The organism is Schinkia azotoformans, from assembly GCF_035811335.1.
Classification (GTDB): domain Bacteria; phylum Bacillota; class Bacilli; order Bacillales; family Bacillaceae_J; genus Schinkia; species Schinkia azotoformans.
In genome coordinates, this window is record NZ_JARSMD010000002.1 from 23,244 (window position 1) to 38,641 (window position 15,398).

The 15,398-nt window shown below is 38.0% G+C and carries 11 protein-coding genes; all 11 read right to left on the minus strand.

The window, feature by feature from the left end; translation table 11 throughout:
* Positions 1 to 13: 13 nt before the first annotated feature.
* The 11 genes from P9E47_RS01500 to P9E47_RS01550 all read right to left on the minus strand — a co-directional run bounded on the left by P9E47_RS01500 (position 14) and on the right by P9E47_RS01550 (position 15,393).
* Positions 14 to 1,108, minus strand: coding sequence for a hypothetical protein (locus tag P9E47_RS01500; protein ID WP_326162373.1), 1,095 nt, complete (start codon positions 1,106 to 1,108; stop codon positions 14 to 16).
* A complete protein-coding gene (locus P9E47_RS01505) occupies positions 1,101 to 1,631 on the minus strand; it encodes a hypothetical protein (protein ID WP_326162374.1) in 531 nt (176 codons plus the stop codon). Before P9E47_RS01505 ends, P9E47_RS01500 begins: the two co-directional genes overlap by 8 nt.
* A 27-nt stretch (positions 1,632 to 1,658) precedes the next feature.
* Complete coding sequence (locus P9E47_RS01510) at positions 1,659 to 2,885, minus strand: hypothetical protein (protein ID WP_326162376.1); 1,227 nt, start codon at positions 2,883 to 2,885, stop codon at positions 1,659 to 1,661.
* A gap of 188 nt (positions 2,886 to 3,073) precedes the next feature.
* Complete coding sequence (locus P9E47_RS01515) at positions 3,074 to 6,688, minus strand: recombinase family protein (RefSeq protein WP_326162378.1); 3,615 nt, start codon at positions 6,686 to 6,688, stop codon at positions 3,074 to 3,076.
* A 111-nt stretch (positions 6,689 to 6,799) separates the two neighbouring features.
* Positions 6,800 to 8,473 (minus strand): recombinase family protein, encoded by a 1,674-nt coding sequence (locus P9E47_RS01520; protein WP_326162379.1) that lies wholly within the window; start codon positions 8,471 to 8,473, stop codon positions 6,800 to 6,802.
* A 6-nt stretch (positions 8,474 to 8,479) separates the two neighbouring features.
* The gene (locus P9E47_RS01525; protein WP_326162381.1) at positions 8,480 to 10,081 is read right to left on the minus strand and encodes a recombinase family protein; all 1,602 of its coding nucleotides are present in this window, start codon (positions 10,079 to 10,081) and stop codon (positions 8,480 to 8,482) included.
* 245 nt (positions 10,082 to 10,326) lie between these two features.
* Entirely contained in the window at positions 10,327 to 11,307 is a 981-nt protein-coding gene (locus tag P9E47_RS01530) for an N-acetylmuramoyl-L-alanine amidase (RefSeq protein ID WP_326162383.1), read from the minus strand.
* Complete coding sequence (locus tag P9E47_RS01535) at positions 11,291 to 11,719, minus strand: phage holin family protein (protein ID WP_326162497.1); 429 nt, start codon at positions 11,717 to 11,719, stop codon at positions 11,291 to 11,293. Before P9E47_RS01535 ends, P9E47_RS01530 begins: the two co-directional genes overlap by 17 nt.
* Before the next feature lie 102 nt (positions 11,720 to 11,821).
* Positions 11,822 to 13,003 carry a hypothetical protein gene (locus P9E47_RS01540; protein WP_326162384.1) on the minus strand — a complete coding sequence of 394 codons (1,182 nt, stop codon included), beginning with the start codon at positions 13,001 to 13,003 and terminating at the stop codon, positions 11,822 to 11,824.
* Positions 13,004 to 13,173: 170 nt separating this feature from the next.
* Positions 13,174 to 14,232 carry a hypothetical protein gene (locus P9E47_RS01545; protein ID WP_326162385.1) on the minus strand — a complete coding sequence of 353 codons (1,059 nt, stop codon included), beginning with the start codon at positions 14,230 to 14,232 and terminating at the stop codon, positions 13,174 to 13,176.
* A 3-nt stretch (positions 14,233 to 14,235) separates the two neighbouring features.
* Positions 14,236 to 15,393: a prophage endopeptidase tail family protein gene (locus P9E47_RS01550; RefSeq protein WP_326162386.1), complete on the minus strand. Its 1,158-nt coding sequence runs from the start codon at positions 15,391 to 15,393 to the stop codon at positions 14,236 to 14,238.
* Positions 15,394 to 15,398: the final 5 nt, after the last annotated feature.

Consider the following 15,398-nt stretch of genomic DNA (forward strand, 5'->3'; position numbering starts at 1 on the left):
ATAAAATTGTATTTTAATCCTTTATTTTATCTAGATACATTTTTACTTGTTTATTTTTCAACCAGTTGGATTTACTATTCTCAGATAAAAGATAGACTAAATTTTTGTCTTGTGTTTTTAACGACAAAGTATCGTATTTATGACTGAGTTTATCCAGCACTGGCTTAATAAAAGATTTATTTCCTTCATATGTATTTAAAGAAAGCAATATTTTATTATCATCAGAAGCCACCTTCTTTAACTTGAATACAGCTTTTGTATCACCTGTTAAAGAAGTAAAATATATATCGTTATGCCTTGATAAGGAAGTTGAAATAAAGTCAAATAAACCTTCGAATGAATTATTATCGCTAGGTAATAAAATAAGTTTATTCGATAATTCCTTTTTCCCCTTTGATGTTATTCTAAACGTTAATTTTTCACTATTGCTTCTACCTAAAATAATTACAACTGCAAAATCTGTTAAAGGAACCTCATTCATAAGTTCTATATAAAGTTTCTTTTTATTATCAATTCCTATTAATATTTTTGTACTAAGTAACTCTTTAAAAATAGTATCAGTTTTTATTTTTTCACCAAAGTTAAAAAATTCAACAAATGAATCTAATGTGAATTTCTTATACTTATTTAATTCAATCGGTGCTTCCTTATTAAAATTCATAATTATTAATGGTAAAAAAAATAGCGGAATACACAAAAGGATAGTTGAAAATAACACTAATATTTTATCGGGTGGTGTCTTCATATCTAGAAAATATCCAGCAGCACCTATAATCCATAATACCCCACCCAAAAAAGATGTAATAGAAAACAAAACCAAAGTTTGTTTATAAACTCTTTGGTTTTGTAAAAGAGAAAGTATTTTATTAAACTTTTTCGTTATCTCTGAGAAATTTATTTCTTCTTCAAGTGCGGTTATTTTTATTTCTCTCGCCAAATCGTTAGAAGTTTGAATAACCTTATCATTTTGTTGACTAAATACAATTGCAGTCAATGCAAGCAAAGCAGCCACAATTGCAGAAATCCATCCTAAATACTGAACAGAATCAATTGAAATGCCTTGTAAAAAGCAATAAATAGAGCTAATTATACTTTCAAACTTATTCATTTATCATTAGAATAAACTTTAGAGCAAGTTCTAAAATTTTTCTTAGTACCTCCTCATTGTCAGTAAGTGTATAGGTAATTAGACCGTTTGTATAAATTTTCAGGAGGATAATTTTCCCTTCAATAGTAATAATAAGACTTAGTCCAAAATATTCATCAATCTCAAAGGATTTAACTTCTTCAAAAGTATCAAATGAAATATCTTTAGGAACAGGTAACGGAATCTTCAGTAAGTTTATATTTACATCTCTGTTTAGTAATTTCGATAATAAAATTTTTAAATACTCATGATTTTGCGCAGATGAGGTAAACAGTATAAACTTATTATCAATCCTATAGAAATTAATGATATTCATTTTTCCAAATTCAAAAGAATTAGACCAATGAATTTCACCGGAAGTTTTATGTTGATCGTAAAAAGTTATAGAAAGGAATTTGCCGTTTTCTCCAAAGGAAAAATTCTTTAATTCTTCTACTGTAACATCAAATGTCTCCACAACAATTGCATTACTTGAAAAAAACATAACAAATCCCTCCCTTTAACCTTCATTTTATAGTTCTTCAGAACTTTCTATACCATATTTTTCTTTAAAGTACTTTTCAATTTTCTCTGTTTCACTTTCATTTGTACTTATTAATTCAATTATATCTTTTTTAATATCTTTCACAAGTTGAGCAAAAACCGATTTAGTCTTAAATGCTGTCTTTATCAGTTTTTCTCTTAATAACGCATCTCCGTTCTTAATTGAGTCTTCATCATCTAAAAGTTCAGTTATCCCTTTTAAGATATCCAAACAAATATTTCTTAGTGATGACTCATTAATAAATTCTGAATCATCATAAGTGAATTTCAATACCCCTCTGAAATCAATTGTCAACTTTGTCGATACCGCCTTATTGTTTGTGGTTAACTTAAAAATGGATACAGTGCATTTTGTTATTTTATCACCATTATATAGTCGTTCAACAACATCTGGATCCTTAAATAAATCGTTTCCACCAAGTTTTGCATTTTTAACTCTGGGTGCGTTTTCGTTATTAAATGAAAGTGAATCTACACTTTGAAGTTGCAGCCCAATCTCAGTAAACTTCTTGTAAATAAGCTGCACAACTAATAATGATAATGGATCAAAATCACTCATTGTTCTATCTTTCATATATCGGACTTTATTCTGAACATAATACTGTTTTATTATTATTTCAGTTGTAGACTCACTTATATACTGAATAGCTTTGTTATAAAGCTTACTATATCCGCAATTTGAGGACATGAAAATATTATTAGACAAGTCAAAGGAAAGAGTAAATTTCCCATTACTTAATTCTCTTTCTCTCTCCTGCGTAACCGGACTTAAATAATAATCAGTATACCTTATTGTACAGACCACTTTATTTGCGGCTTCATCTAAGGTTATATTTTCTAATAGAAAGTCTACTGATTCATATTCACGGGTTTCCTCAGGAAAAATATCCTTTAATAAATCATAAAGCTCTTTTGCTGTATGATTAGTACTTATTGATGAAACAAAAAATGGTTCTCCTATTGAATACCGCTCATTTAATATATTTGCTATATCCTCAAGTATATTTTTTGCTTGTTGTTCTTCATCCCGTATTAATTGCATAATTTGAAGCTTACATTTATTAATATCTCCTTCAAAATCCACTTGCAACCCAAAATTTTCAGCTAGGTATTCTTCAATGGCAATAAGCCTTTTATTTTTATTAACATTTTTCATGCGTTGGTCAAATATTATTGAAAAAACCTCAAATTGCATTTAATCTCTCCTCAGTCATTTACACCTGTTATTCAATTTAATTTTACCATAAATAAAATATCTATTATTAAAATTTTTGTAACTATTTGTAACTAAAAGTAGCTAACCCGTTTCTTTTCTCGTAATAAATTTTTTACACACTAAAAAAGCCCACCAAGCGGCATAAGCCAACTCAGTGGGTTCCTTCATTACTTCTTCACCATATAATATTTCCGCTTACTTTGACTGCCTGGTATAAAGTCCTTCTGCAGCTTCCCTTCTTCCATCAATGGCAGTACAATGCTCTTCCTGAAATAGGATTCTGAGATCGTCATCTTTGTGTTCATAAAGGCTAGGATTTCTCCCCATCTCCGTGGTTTCTCACAATATTCCAGTAAAGCAGTTACCTCTGGCCCTTTTAAAAATGCCGCCTGACTTTCCTTTCGTTTGGTGAGCCTTTCCGCCTTTCTTTGCATGGCAATCTGATGTCGATAATCTTCGTATCTTTCACCCGTTGACCACTCCAGGCCCAGGCTTAGATGGTATACAATCTTACCATCTTTATAGACTTTAGCCTGTTCCACGAACTGTTCAAAAAGGTCCGCAGGGAATGCCAGATTCGTTTCATCGCCCAGCTTTTTGATTGTCTTATTCAGCTCTTTGAATTCATTTCTATAATGCTCCGCTAGCTGTTTACGGTCAGAGAAGTCTTTCAACTGTTGATGCAGTTTTACTATCTTTTCACTTAGGGCATCCACCCTTTGGTGGTCTTGTCCATCTTTATGCAGTTCTTCATCCACGGCCTCGTATAACTCTTGATTTAAATGCTCCATCCTTCTTTGAGCCTCTTCTTCTTGTTTCAGCTCATGGGCACTTAGCTCCGTTTGAGCAATGACCTTCTCTACTTCTTGTTGAAATAGTTCATTTTGTTCAAGCCCTTTTAATAGATGGAGAAAGTGGCCTTCCAGATAGGCTTGGTGAAAACGTTGGGATGAACATCCATTAACAGCATAATATTTCTCAGCCAACCTACACACCCAACGATTTATTTCTTGTCTACCGCTGGAATTTCGTCTCTCTATACTTCGTTCATAACCTAAAACGTTTCCGCATTCCCCGCAATACAACTTATCTGTAAAAGATGAATTTTTATTCTGGTCTTTGGAATACTTTTGGTAGTACTGCTGCTTATAGGCTTCGCTGCGTTTGTGAATAATGGTTTGTACCTTCTCCCATTCTTCCGGATCAATAATAGGTTCATGATGGCCTTCGATATAATACTGAGGTAACTCCCCTTCATTAGGAGCGGTTTTTTCTTCTAATGTATTTACGGTGATATATTTTTGATAAAGATAATCTCCCTTGTAGACCACATTCTGCAGGATACCCTTCACCGTGCTAAGACTCCAGACATCTTTACCTTTGGGGCTTGGAATGCGATCTTTAGTTAATCCGGTTATGATTTGGGTGTAATTTTTCCCGGCTTGCAAATCCGAATAGATACGCCGAACAACTTTAGCTTCTTCTTCATCGATATACCATTGATGTTTCTCTCCAATCTGATAACCATAATTGGCAGTTCCCACTTTTATGATGCCTCGTTCCGCCTGACTTCTTTTTCCCCATGCAATGGACTTTCCTATGTTGATGCTTTCCTCTTGAGCAATACTTCCAAAAATCGTAATCATCAATTCACTATCGGCATCTTCCGTATGAATGTTCTCTTTTTCAAAATATATGTGCACTGGTCTAGGGAGTGACTTCAATAAACGAATCGCCTTCAACGTTTCTAAAGTATTCCGGCTAAACCTTGAAATACTCTTACAAAGAATCAAATCGATGTGTCCTCGGATGCATTCATCCATCATTTTTTTGAAATCTGTTCTGTTTTTAAGAGATCTTCCGGATATCCCTTCATCTGCAAATATCCCTGCAAATTCATATCGTGGGTCCTTAAGAATTAAATACGTATAGTATGCGACCTGAGTTTTATAACTGGTAAGCTGCTCTTCTCGATCAGTCGATACCCTACAATAGGCGGCTGTTCTTAGTGGTTTCTTAACCGGTTGGGCTGTGGCGGAGGAAGGATGGTCGCGCAAGTTTTTCTCAATCGTCTTTAACATGCTATTCTCTTTTCTTGGTTCGATTTTGATGACTTCTCGTTCCACAAGAGCTGGCATACTTTCCTCACTCCTTTCTTTCAAATGGCCATCTGCATCAATGACCTGATACAACGGCTTATACTCATTAGGCTTTTGAAATGTATTATTTGCTTCAGGAATCTTTTCCTTTTTTGGATGCTCAGGCATTTCTCCAATGACGGTTTCAATACCATCCACCCATTCGATGCGATAATCGTTAGGTGAATAAATCTCCACTCCCATCACCCAAGCTCTGAGCTGTTCAATCGTTACTATTTCTAAAAACTCTTCAATATCCTGTACTGTCTCCAGCCAACTTAATGTTTGATTGCGATAAGGGCGATCATCTTCAATTCTGGCGATATGTTTTTCAAAAGCCTTATATTCTTGTTCTAATTTAGGCAGGTCCCCATTTCCTTCTTTCGCTAGCTCGAGCTCAGTCATCCATCTTAATCGGTGAAACTCAAAATGATCTTTTTGATTGACCTCTTGCAATACCTTTTTACATTGAGTAAGAATGGAAGAGTTACTCGCTTCAAACCTTTGCAGAAACCCTTCCATCACCATGTCTCTCAAAATATCCTCTCTGATGGATGAAAACTCACAGACGCCGATGTCGCTGGGACTGCACTTCCAATAATTCACTCCTCTTGTTGGATAATTACTTAACCGATAGCCACAGCGGTGACAGTTCATTCTTCCCGAAAGACAATGCTTTTTCCCCGTTGACCCTTTGTAATGCCTCTTGGGCTTGATATCCTCCAAACGTTTCTGTGTCTGATTGAATACTTCCATACTGATAATGGGGGGATGGCAGTTTTCGATGGCAATCTCATCTCTAATATGTTTGGTGGTCTTATTTGTGAAAATATCTTTTGTCCGAACTCTTGTCAGCTTATTTCCGGTATAGGTTATGTTGGTTAGAATGTGTTTTACGGTTGAGCCTCTCCACAAATCTTTTCCAACCGATGTTTTCACACCTTGTTGCATCAATTCACGTGCAATGTCAGCCATGGACATCCCCTGTAGAAACCAATCAAATATTTGGCGAACGATGATGGCTCCTTCTTCATTAATTTGAAGAGCATTCCGCCCATCTTTTTTCACCACATCATAACCGAGCATCTTGTTGTATCGAGGGATGCCTTTTTTGAAGTTCTTTTCAAATCCCCACCTGGTTGATATCGAAATGGTTTCAACTTCTTCTTGGGCAAGGGCCGCATAAGTGCTTAAAAGAAATTTATTGTACCCGATGGATGTATCAATATGTTCTTTTTCAAAGTAAAGTCCGACCTTTAAAGCATTTAGCTTTTCAACAATTGAAAGCAATTCTTCAGCATTTCGTGACAAGCGAGAGACATTCTTGACCAAAATGAAGTCGACTCTTCCTTCTTCACAATGGCGAAGCAGTCGCTGCAATCCCCGCTGACCCTTGAAGCTTGTTCCACTAGTCCCGTTATCTACATACACACCGACAAACTTCCAGTTGGGTTTACTTCGAATCAGATGGGTATAGTGGCTCACCTGATTTTCAAGAGAGCGTAATTGTTCATCCAAAGTAGAGCTGACTCGACAATAAGCTGCTACTTTAACTTGCTTTTCACCAATTAACGGACTTTCCTCTCTTTCCTTCACTGGATCCCATAATGTTTTAGTCCACATTCCTTTCTGAAATGCATCCAATACAAAAACCCCTTTCCAATAAGTGATAATAGTTCGTGTCCATCTATCACTCACATCCCGTGAACTTTCAAGTTCTTTTTCCGGGTGGAAAGAGGTTTATGTTTATTCAGTTTATTTAGGTTGTTTCTTTTTAGGTGTCTTGCGCTCTCGGACACAGATGGTCCGCTTTACTCCACACTTAAATTGAAATTCGACCATCCGCTCTTTATAGATAATGCCTCGCTCGATTGTATTTTTGAAAAGATCCACATCAAAATGTTCTAGTTCCTCAGCTTGTTCTAATAAGTCTAGGAGTAACTGGAATTGCTTCTCTAAATACAGTTGTTCTTGCATGTTTTCTTCCAGGCTGTCCCGCTCCTGTTGGAGAATTTCCTGTTCGTAAATTAAGTGCCTTAATGTTGCATCGTAAATGGCGTCGCTGGTAGCTGACTCTTTTGCGGCTAGGTCACTAATTCGGTCCGCAATTGCTTCAATTTGAACGTTCAGCTCCTCTAGCCTCTGTTGTTCCGGCGGAGAGAGGGAAGCCTTTTTAATGGTTTGTTGCACTTCTTGTCTTACCTCATCTTGGTTTTCTTTCATCTCCCTCATTATTTTCATAAAGGCATTTTCTAAATCGGTTTCGTGAACGTAGCTCGTTTTACAATCTTTATAATCTGGATCTCGTCCTGCTGTTACTCGGCACTGCCAAGCAGAAATGTAATACTTCTCCCCTTTCCTGCTTGAGGTCATCCTTCTTCGTATAACCGGCCTTCCGCATTCTCCACAAAAATATTGGTTGGAAAATGGGCTGTGTCCACTAAAATGTTGCCGATATTTTTTATCCGGGTCCCGCATCATCAATCTTCGCCTTTTCATTTCTTGTTGAACGGCTTCAAAGGTCTCTTCACTGATAATGGCTGGATGGGTATTCTTTACATAGTACTGCGGCTGATGTCCCCTGTTCCGAACGCGTCTATGAGTAAGGTAGCTAGTTGTCACGGTTTTCTGTGCTAAACAATGGCCTTGGTATTTTTCTTGCCTTAAGATTTTATAGACCGCATCTCCCGTCCACGTTGTATTTCCCTTTCCTGTCTTTAATCCATCTTTCATTAAACCTTTTGCAATGGTTGGACATCCTTTTCCCTCTAAAAACTCTCGAAAAATTCTTCTGACTACCTCTGCCTGTTCTTCGTTGATGACTATTTCTCCGTCTTCAGTTGTGTCATAGCCTAGGAAAAACGTGGTTGGCATATGAACTATTCCTTGTTGGAATCGCTTCTGTACTCCCCATTTTGTGTTTTCACTAACGGAGCGACTCTCTTCTTGCGCCATGGAAGATAGAATCGTTAGGAAAAGCTCTGACTTCGAATCTAAAGTGTCAATATTTTCCTTTTCGAAGAAAACGCCAACGGCAGGTCGTAGGCTCTTGAGCATCCTTATTCTGGAAATGCAGTCAAGAGTATTTCGTGCGAAGCGACTGATTGACTTGGTCAAAATATAATCAATTCGCCCTGCTTCACAGTCTTGTATCATTCGATTAAATTCTGTACGGTTTTTCGTTGAGGTCCCTGATATCCCTTCATCTGCATAAACATCAACTAGTACCCAAGCAGGATTCTTACTTACATAATCTTTGTAATAAGCCACTTGGAGTTCATAGCTGCTTGCCTGCATTTCTGAGTCAGTGGATACTCGGGCATACACTGCAATCCGTTTCTTTTGTCCACCAGGATTCGCTTCCATCCGGCCAGTTCTGGCTTTTGCCGGAATTATCCTTACCCTTGATGAACTTTGATGTCCACTCATCTTTTCCTACTCCTTTCTTAAGTCGACTTTTGTTTCCTTTTCATCAATCCACTGCATACAAAAGGACATTGGTGTTATCGCTTTTACACGCACTACCCATGCCCTTAAGAAGGATATATTTTGAAGTTCTATTTGTAGTGGTTTGACTGGATTCCGCATTGCCTCTAGTTCCTTGAGTTTTGCTTGGGCCTCTTCTCTAAATGCAAAATCTTGATCCAGTAACTTCCACCAGTCCTCCCTTATCTTGAGTTCATTTTCAATAGATGCTCTTTTCGATGCCAGCTCCTCTAGTTTCTTATCTGTCCGACCCGCTTCAGCCCCATTAGCATTAATGAGTGCAATATTCTCTTCTAATAATATTTTTTCTAAATCCAAGCGAAGTCTGTTGTATGAAATATCTCTTGCAGCTACAGCACTTCTTAGATCTTTTTGCATTTTCTCTATGTTATACATAAACCGTTTCATCCGGTAGCGCTCTAGAAAGGCTTCTTGCATTGCTTCCCTGATTACATCTTCCTTAATGCTTCCCATGGTACACAATTCTTTGCTTTTTACGTTATTTTCACAGCGCCATCTTACAACTCCTTTGCAAATGAATCGATGCAAATTCCCCCCGCATTTCCCACATTGAATCCGACTGGAAAGCGGGTAGCGTTTCACCTTTTTATTTTTATTCGGTTTTTTACGCCTCTCCAGTTCTCGTTGGACTGCTTCAAATGTTTCTCGGCTCACAATAGGCTCATGGTGATTCTCGATAAAATACTGAGTTTTTTCTCCATTATTGCGCACTAGCTTATGTGAAAGGTAACTTTCTGTATAGTATTTCTGGCAAATGACGTCTCCTGTATAATCCCGATTTAGTAGTATCAATCGAACTGTGGTGGAAGACCAGTCAGTTCGCCCGTTAATTTTCTTATATCTCTTTTTTATGAATTTCTTAGCAATCTGAGAAGGTGTCTTCCCATTCAATACTTCTTCAAAGGCTTCTCGAACAATGCGTGCTTCTTCTTCTATGATAATCCATTCTTTTTGCTCATTCTTTTGGTAGCCTAGCTTTCTAACAAAGACCGGTTCACCTCTTTCAAATCGCTTTGCTAAAGCCCAGTTTATATTCTCTGATATACTTCGGCTCTCCTCTTGTGCTGTTGCAGATAACATGGTGAGGATAAACTCACTCGCCATATCACCTGTATCAATATTTTCTTTGTCAAAAATAATTCGAACTCCCAACTCAGTCAGTTCTCGAATCGTGTTAATGGCGTCAAGTACATTCCTCGCAAATCTGGACACCGACTTGCAAAGGATAATATCAATTTTCTTTTCATAAGCGTGTCGAATCATTCGGTTAAAACCTGGGCGTTTTGCCATCGAAGTTCCAGTTCGCCCATGGTCTGTATAGATGTCAACCATCTTCCAACCTGGTGTGGAGCGAATTAATTGAGTGTAATGAGTCTTTTGGTTATCAAAAGAACCTTCTTGTTCATCTGAAAGGCTGCTGACCCGTACATAAGCAGCCACTCTTAGTTGCTTAGGTTTTTCTGCAGGTGGATCCATTAATGAAAAACCACCTACACCTTGTTCGAATGAGCCAAATAATGCTTCTGCCATGTTGTTGCCTCCTTTCAAATTTTCATCCTTGTTTAATAACACCTGGCATCTTCTATTCAATCATGGCTCCCAAAAAGAAGCGCTGAAGTCGCTTTGCATCAAGGTTCTTTTGCTTTTTGGGTTATAGTATATATCACTTAGGAGGGGCTAAATAGCAAGAGAATAAGTAGATAAAAAACCATAAAAAAGAGCCGATATGTCAGCACATACCAGCCCTAAAAATAGAACAATTCGTATTAAAATATTCAATCATTCTTTATAAATGCATCTGAAAAGCCTGCCGATTTTACTTTCTTTAAAAGTGCTTCAGCATTCTCTTTATTGTTAAAGGCCCCGACCTGTACCCTATAATACTTCTTACTTTCCTTCGGTGTATTTATTTCTCTGGCCTTTGAAACAATCACAATTAAAGAGCCAGCGTCAATCCAACTCATAATTCCCTCTGATTCAACCCTAGTCTTTTTATTTACTTTCTTGCCAAGGAGCACACAGGTCTTACCGCCTTTTACAACAGGCTTCCCATTTGAAACAACCTGAGTCACTACATGATATGAATCGGTTTTGACCCAGGTAGGAATGGCGGATCCGCCGGGATAATAGGAATTTGCTGATGCTTTAACTTCCACCAAGTCTCCTACTTGAATCCCTGATGGTAAATCTGGTGATTTATTTAAAGCAGCCCCCACAGCCGACCGGAAGGAATCCATACTTTCTCCGTGCTTCGGAAACCAATGCATTACATCCGAGTGGTTGCTGGCAACTCCCTTCTTGTGACCTTCAGAATGGCAAATAATATCACGTTCAGTAAGGCCATACATTTGGCAAAGTATCACACAAAGCTCCACGGCATTCTGCCAAGCCTTTCTAAAATAAGCTTCATTTTTCGATACATTATATCCATTCATTGTAGATCCTTTTCCGTAAGAAAAACCGCCCGGCTCACAAATTTCAAAGCCAATGTGAGTATTGTTCCCGGATCCACCACAATGCCAGCCTCGATGATTCCAAGGTAAGTACTGCCACACCCCTTTATCATCAACGAAAGCATGAACAGCGACCTGCCTGCTTGTTTCACCAGCTTGGTAGGATTTATTCCACCGGCTAAACCAATCGGCTGCCATCACTCCGGGAGTTGCAGTGGAGTGGACCATAATTCCTTTGGGCGAGATTTTCTGCCCAGCTTTATAGCAATCATTCCTAGTCATATATCTAGTGGTTAATTCCATTGCTACCACCGTCCTTTTCTTTTCCGTTCAATTGAGCTAGAACATCTTTCAATTTTTGGGGAATCGGTAGGCCAATCCTGGAAGCATTCTCAATAATACTGATCCCTTCATTAGACAAATAAAAAAAGATGACTGCTGTGCGAATGACACTGCCGTCACCAATCAATCGACTGTCAATGATATGAGCGATCCCAACCAATATGAAAATTAGAATCTTTTTGAAAATCCCTCGAGCTCCAATAACACTGGAAAGCCTTCGGTCGATAATTGCAACCATAATCCCGGTAATGTAATCTACAACTACAAAAGTAATAAGAGCATATAAAAATCCATCAAAGCCACCAAGAAACCACCCCAACCATCCACCCATTGCTGCAATTGCTGACTGTACATATATCCAAATTTCCTTTATAGCCACCTTACTCCCTCCCTATCAATTAACTTTCTCTATATAAAAAGACGCCTGTGACTAAAAATCACAAAGCGCCTGTATATTTGATAATATTTAACTTTTCTATTTAGAGTATGGAGCATAATACACGTAATCACTAGCATTTACATAAAACCCATCACCAGGTACATAAATAGCTCCATCAAATGTGTCAGAGTTGGTTGTTATTAATTCTTTCTGCTTAATACCCTCCCAAGTCAATCCATCATCTGAAATGTATAACATGCCTTCAGTAAATAAAGCATATTTACCCCAATCTTCCATCCAGATGATATTTTGCGGATTAGGAATGTGATTATCTGCAAGGTCTCCTACATGAGATAAGTTCGTTTCTGTTAATTCAGTGCCATCATCACTTAGCATACAAAGATTTACATTAAAAAGATCGCCATCATAGCGGTATTTCATCACAAAAAGCTTGGCGTTAATTGATCGGATAAACATATAATAAGTATCTGATTGTTCAGGAATAGTAGTAGTCCATTCCTCAAGATTAGCTGGATCTGCAACAGCTATAGAACGTTCTCCTCCTACCACACCTACAAATAATCCATTGTGCGCTGTAAGATAACTAAAAATGGGGACTGTCGGTTGATCTTCGATTCCAAATAACCCCTTTAAGTATTTAAAAATAGGATTTGTGGTTTCCTCTGTGCCTGTTGCCAACGTCCATTCTGTTCTTTCTGTTAATGAATTAGAACTATAATAAACGGGAGTCTTATTGTACCACCAACTGACAACTCCTACTTCTTGTTTGTTATCATAAGCACCTGTCGTTATTGAATTTTTAGCATTCTTAGAACATCCAGCGTTATACCATGTGATACCATCAAAGGAACTAATAATATTAGCCATCCCTGTAATCTTAGCTAAAAACACACCGTCTCCAGCCCATAAAATTTCAGGTACTCCATGTTCCCACCATGTATTCTCTACCACAGTCCATTCTGCTTTTTCCTTATCATAGTATGACATATAAGGTTCCTTGGCGTGATATACCGCTATTTGTGCTTCACCATTATCATGCAAGCTAATCTTTATTTTACTGCCATTTTGATTGTAACCAAAATCCTTATAATACTTCTTTTGCCAATTCAATTTAAAGCTGTCGTCTATATTAACAGCATTATTGGCGCTTCCACTACTTTCTACTTGTTTAGCAGGTTCAATGAGGAATATTGGTAAAGCTATTATTAAAAGTAAAACTAAAGTTGTTATCCCGACTTTTAGTGACTTCATAGACATTTCCAACCCTCCCGAATCACTTATTTTAATAAAATACTATTCAATACCATTATATATCACAGGAGGGTGTAATCTAGTTAATCAGTCACATATATTCTAGTATTTTACTGATCTTTTGTACTACATATTTTTGCAATTGGAGAAGGTTAAAATATTCAAAATGACGCTCCCTAATACGGAGCATAATAAACATAATCACTACACTTCACATAAAACCCATCACCCGGTACATAAATAGCCCCGCCAAATACATCCGAGTTCGTTGTTGTAAACCCCGGCTGCTCGACACCTTCCCACATCAAGCCATCATCTGATACATAAAGCATGCTCTCATTGAAAAGAACATATTTCCCCCAATCTTCCATCCAGATGATGTTTTCTGGGTCCGGTATTCGATTATCGGCAAGACTGCCAACATGAGAAAGGTTTGTTTCCGTAAACCCGGTTGCACTATCATTTAGTACACAGAGATACACATAAAACTTACCAGCGACATAGCGGTACTTCATCACAAAGAGCTTTTCATGGACCGAACGGATAAACATATAATATGTATCCGGTACTTCATCAATAGTTGTAAACCATGTCCATGGACTGGCTGTATTTGCTACTGCAATCGAGCGGTCTCCACCAACGACTCCAACAAACAATCCTTTATGTGTGGTCATGTAACTAAAAATCGGAACAGAGGTCCCATCGGCCCCTACCAATGTCCAAGCGGTTCTTTCAGTTAAAGAATCAAAACTGTAATAGACCGGGGACTTGTAATACCACCAACTGACAACACCTGATCCCCGAGTGGAATCGTAAGCCCCTGTGGTCATCGAGTTCTGGGCACCTTGGCAGTAGCCAGCGTTATACCAAGTGACGCCATCAAATGAAGCAATAATATTGGCCATGCCTGTAATTTTGGCTATAAACACCCCACCGCCAGCCCATAATACTTCTGGTGCTCCATAGCTCCACCAAGGAACACTAACCACGGTCCATTTCCTAGTCGATTGATTGAAATATGACATGTATGGCGTTTTCGCATGATAGACAGCAATCTGGGCATTCCCATTATCATACACTTTGATTTGCGTTTCAGTTCCATATTTGCTGTAGCCAAAATCATAATAATACTTCTTTTGCCAAGTCAAAGTGGGGATGGGAAGAATGAGCTCACCCCTGCCACCGAAAGCAGTCCAGATTGCTAATGTATTATTAAAATTGCTGTGATAAGCCATGGTTTACCCCTCCACCACCTTTTCAATCCCGGTAATTCTGCCGTTGCTATCTGTTGTATAGTTGTAACTAGCAATCTCTCCATCTTTATATGTGATTTCGAATCTAGTCGCATCAACCAACAGGGCAGAAACTTCCTTTAATAGAAGCTCTGAAAAAATATCCTCTAACGTGATGCTCGTAATCCTTCCGTTGGCATCAGTAGTGTAGCTGTACTTGGCAAAATATTGATGGGTGTCTCCTTTTTCCACTTCATAGGTAACATTGATATAACTCTCATCAATCGTTAAACTTTTCACTAGTGTGTAGGAAACCTGAAGCTGATCCATTTGAAACTGCAGGCCATCTACCGAACTGCCAACCTCGTTCAACGAAGACTCCACCGTGTTCAAGGAGTTTTCAAATCGGTAGAAAGTATCGGAAATACTCGGCTTGTATCGACCAACTTCCACCCGAATGTTGTACCGATAAAAGGGATTGTATTCTAAAGAAATAATTCTTGTTTTCACATCAATCCCTAAAGGCCTGAAAACAATATGAACGTTATCCCCGACTGCTAGATTCAAAAGTCTAAAGAAGGAAATTTCATAAGAAGAAGCATTTTCCCGAGAGTCATGTGTGACTGACACATTCGTAACATTCTTTGAATCCATCACCGACTGATACTCACTGCTTCCACGATGACTTCGAATATTAATCTGGTAGCCGTCATATTCAATCTCGCCACCCAAGATGGCAATGTACTGCATTAACGCCGCTCGTCTTGTCACCTCTTGGTTGATTTTCATTGTACAGCTATTAGTAAAATCAACCCTACCTGCCGAAAAAGGAGTTCCCGATAAAAGCTGACTCAACCCAGATGCAGGATCTCCTGTAAAATCAAATTCATTTATTGTAAAGACTTCATCATTCAAAATGTAGGAAACATGCTCACATGTCACCGAACAGACTGGAAGGCTCCCCTGCAATGACTTCGTGATTTGTACAATTTCAAAATATTGATTATTGATTTTGGCTACCTGCTTCGTTTTTAAGGCAAGGGCAGATTTGGCCAGGACTGTAAAAGATAGAGTAAACTCTCCTTCAAGTGTTTCTCTTAAACTTGCAGTCATCACTTTCCGGATAGTCTGAATTAATGTATTTCCTGCATAGATTTCAATCACCAATC

What these genes read in the sequence shown, in the direction of transcription:
- P9E47_RS01500 (WP_326162373.1), bottom strand. Translation starts at nt 1,108, where the DNA reads ATGAATAAGTTTGAAAGTATAATTAGCTCTATTTATTGCTTTTTACAA.
- P9E47_RS01505 (WP_326162374.1), bottom strand. Translation starts at nt 1,631, where the DNA reads ATGTTTTTTTCAAGTAATGCAATTGTTGTGGAGACATTTGATGTTACA.
- P9E47_RS01510 (WP_326162376.1), bottom strand. Translation starts at nt 2,885, where the DNA reads ATGCAATTTGAGGTTTTTTCAATAATATTTGACCAACGCATGAAAAAT.
- P9E47_RS01520 (WP_326162379.1), bottom strand. Translation starts at nt 8,473, where the DNA reads ATGAGTGGACATCAAAGTTCATCAAGGGTAAGGATAATTCCGGCAAAA.
- P9E47_RS01525 (WP_326162381.1), bottom strand. Translation starts at nt 10,081, where the DNA reads ATGGCAGAAGCATTATTTGGCTCATTCGAACAAGGTGTAGGTGGTTTT.
- P9E47_RS01530 (WP_326162383.1), bottom strand. Translation starts at nt 11,307, where the DNA reads ATGGAATTAACCACTAGATATATGACTAGGAATGATTGCTATAAAGCT.
- P9E47_RS01540 (WP_326162384.1), bottom strand. Translation starts at nt 13,003, where the DNA reads ATGTCTATGAAGTCACTAAAAGTCGGGATAACAACTTTAGTTTTACTT.
- P9E47_RS01545 (WP_326162385.1), bottom strand. Translation starts at nt 14,232, where the DNA reads ATGGCTTATCACAGCAATTTTAATAATACATTAGCAATCTGGACTGCT.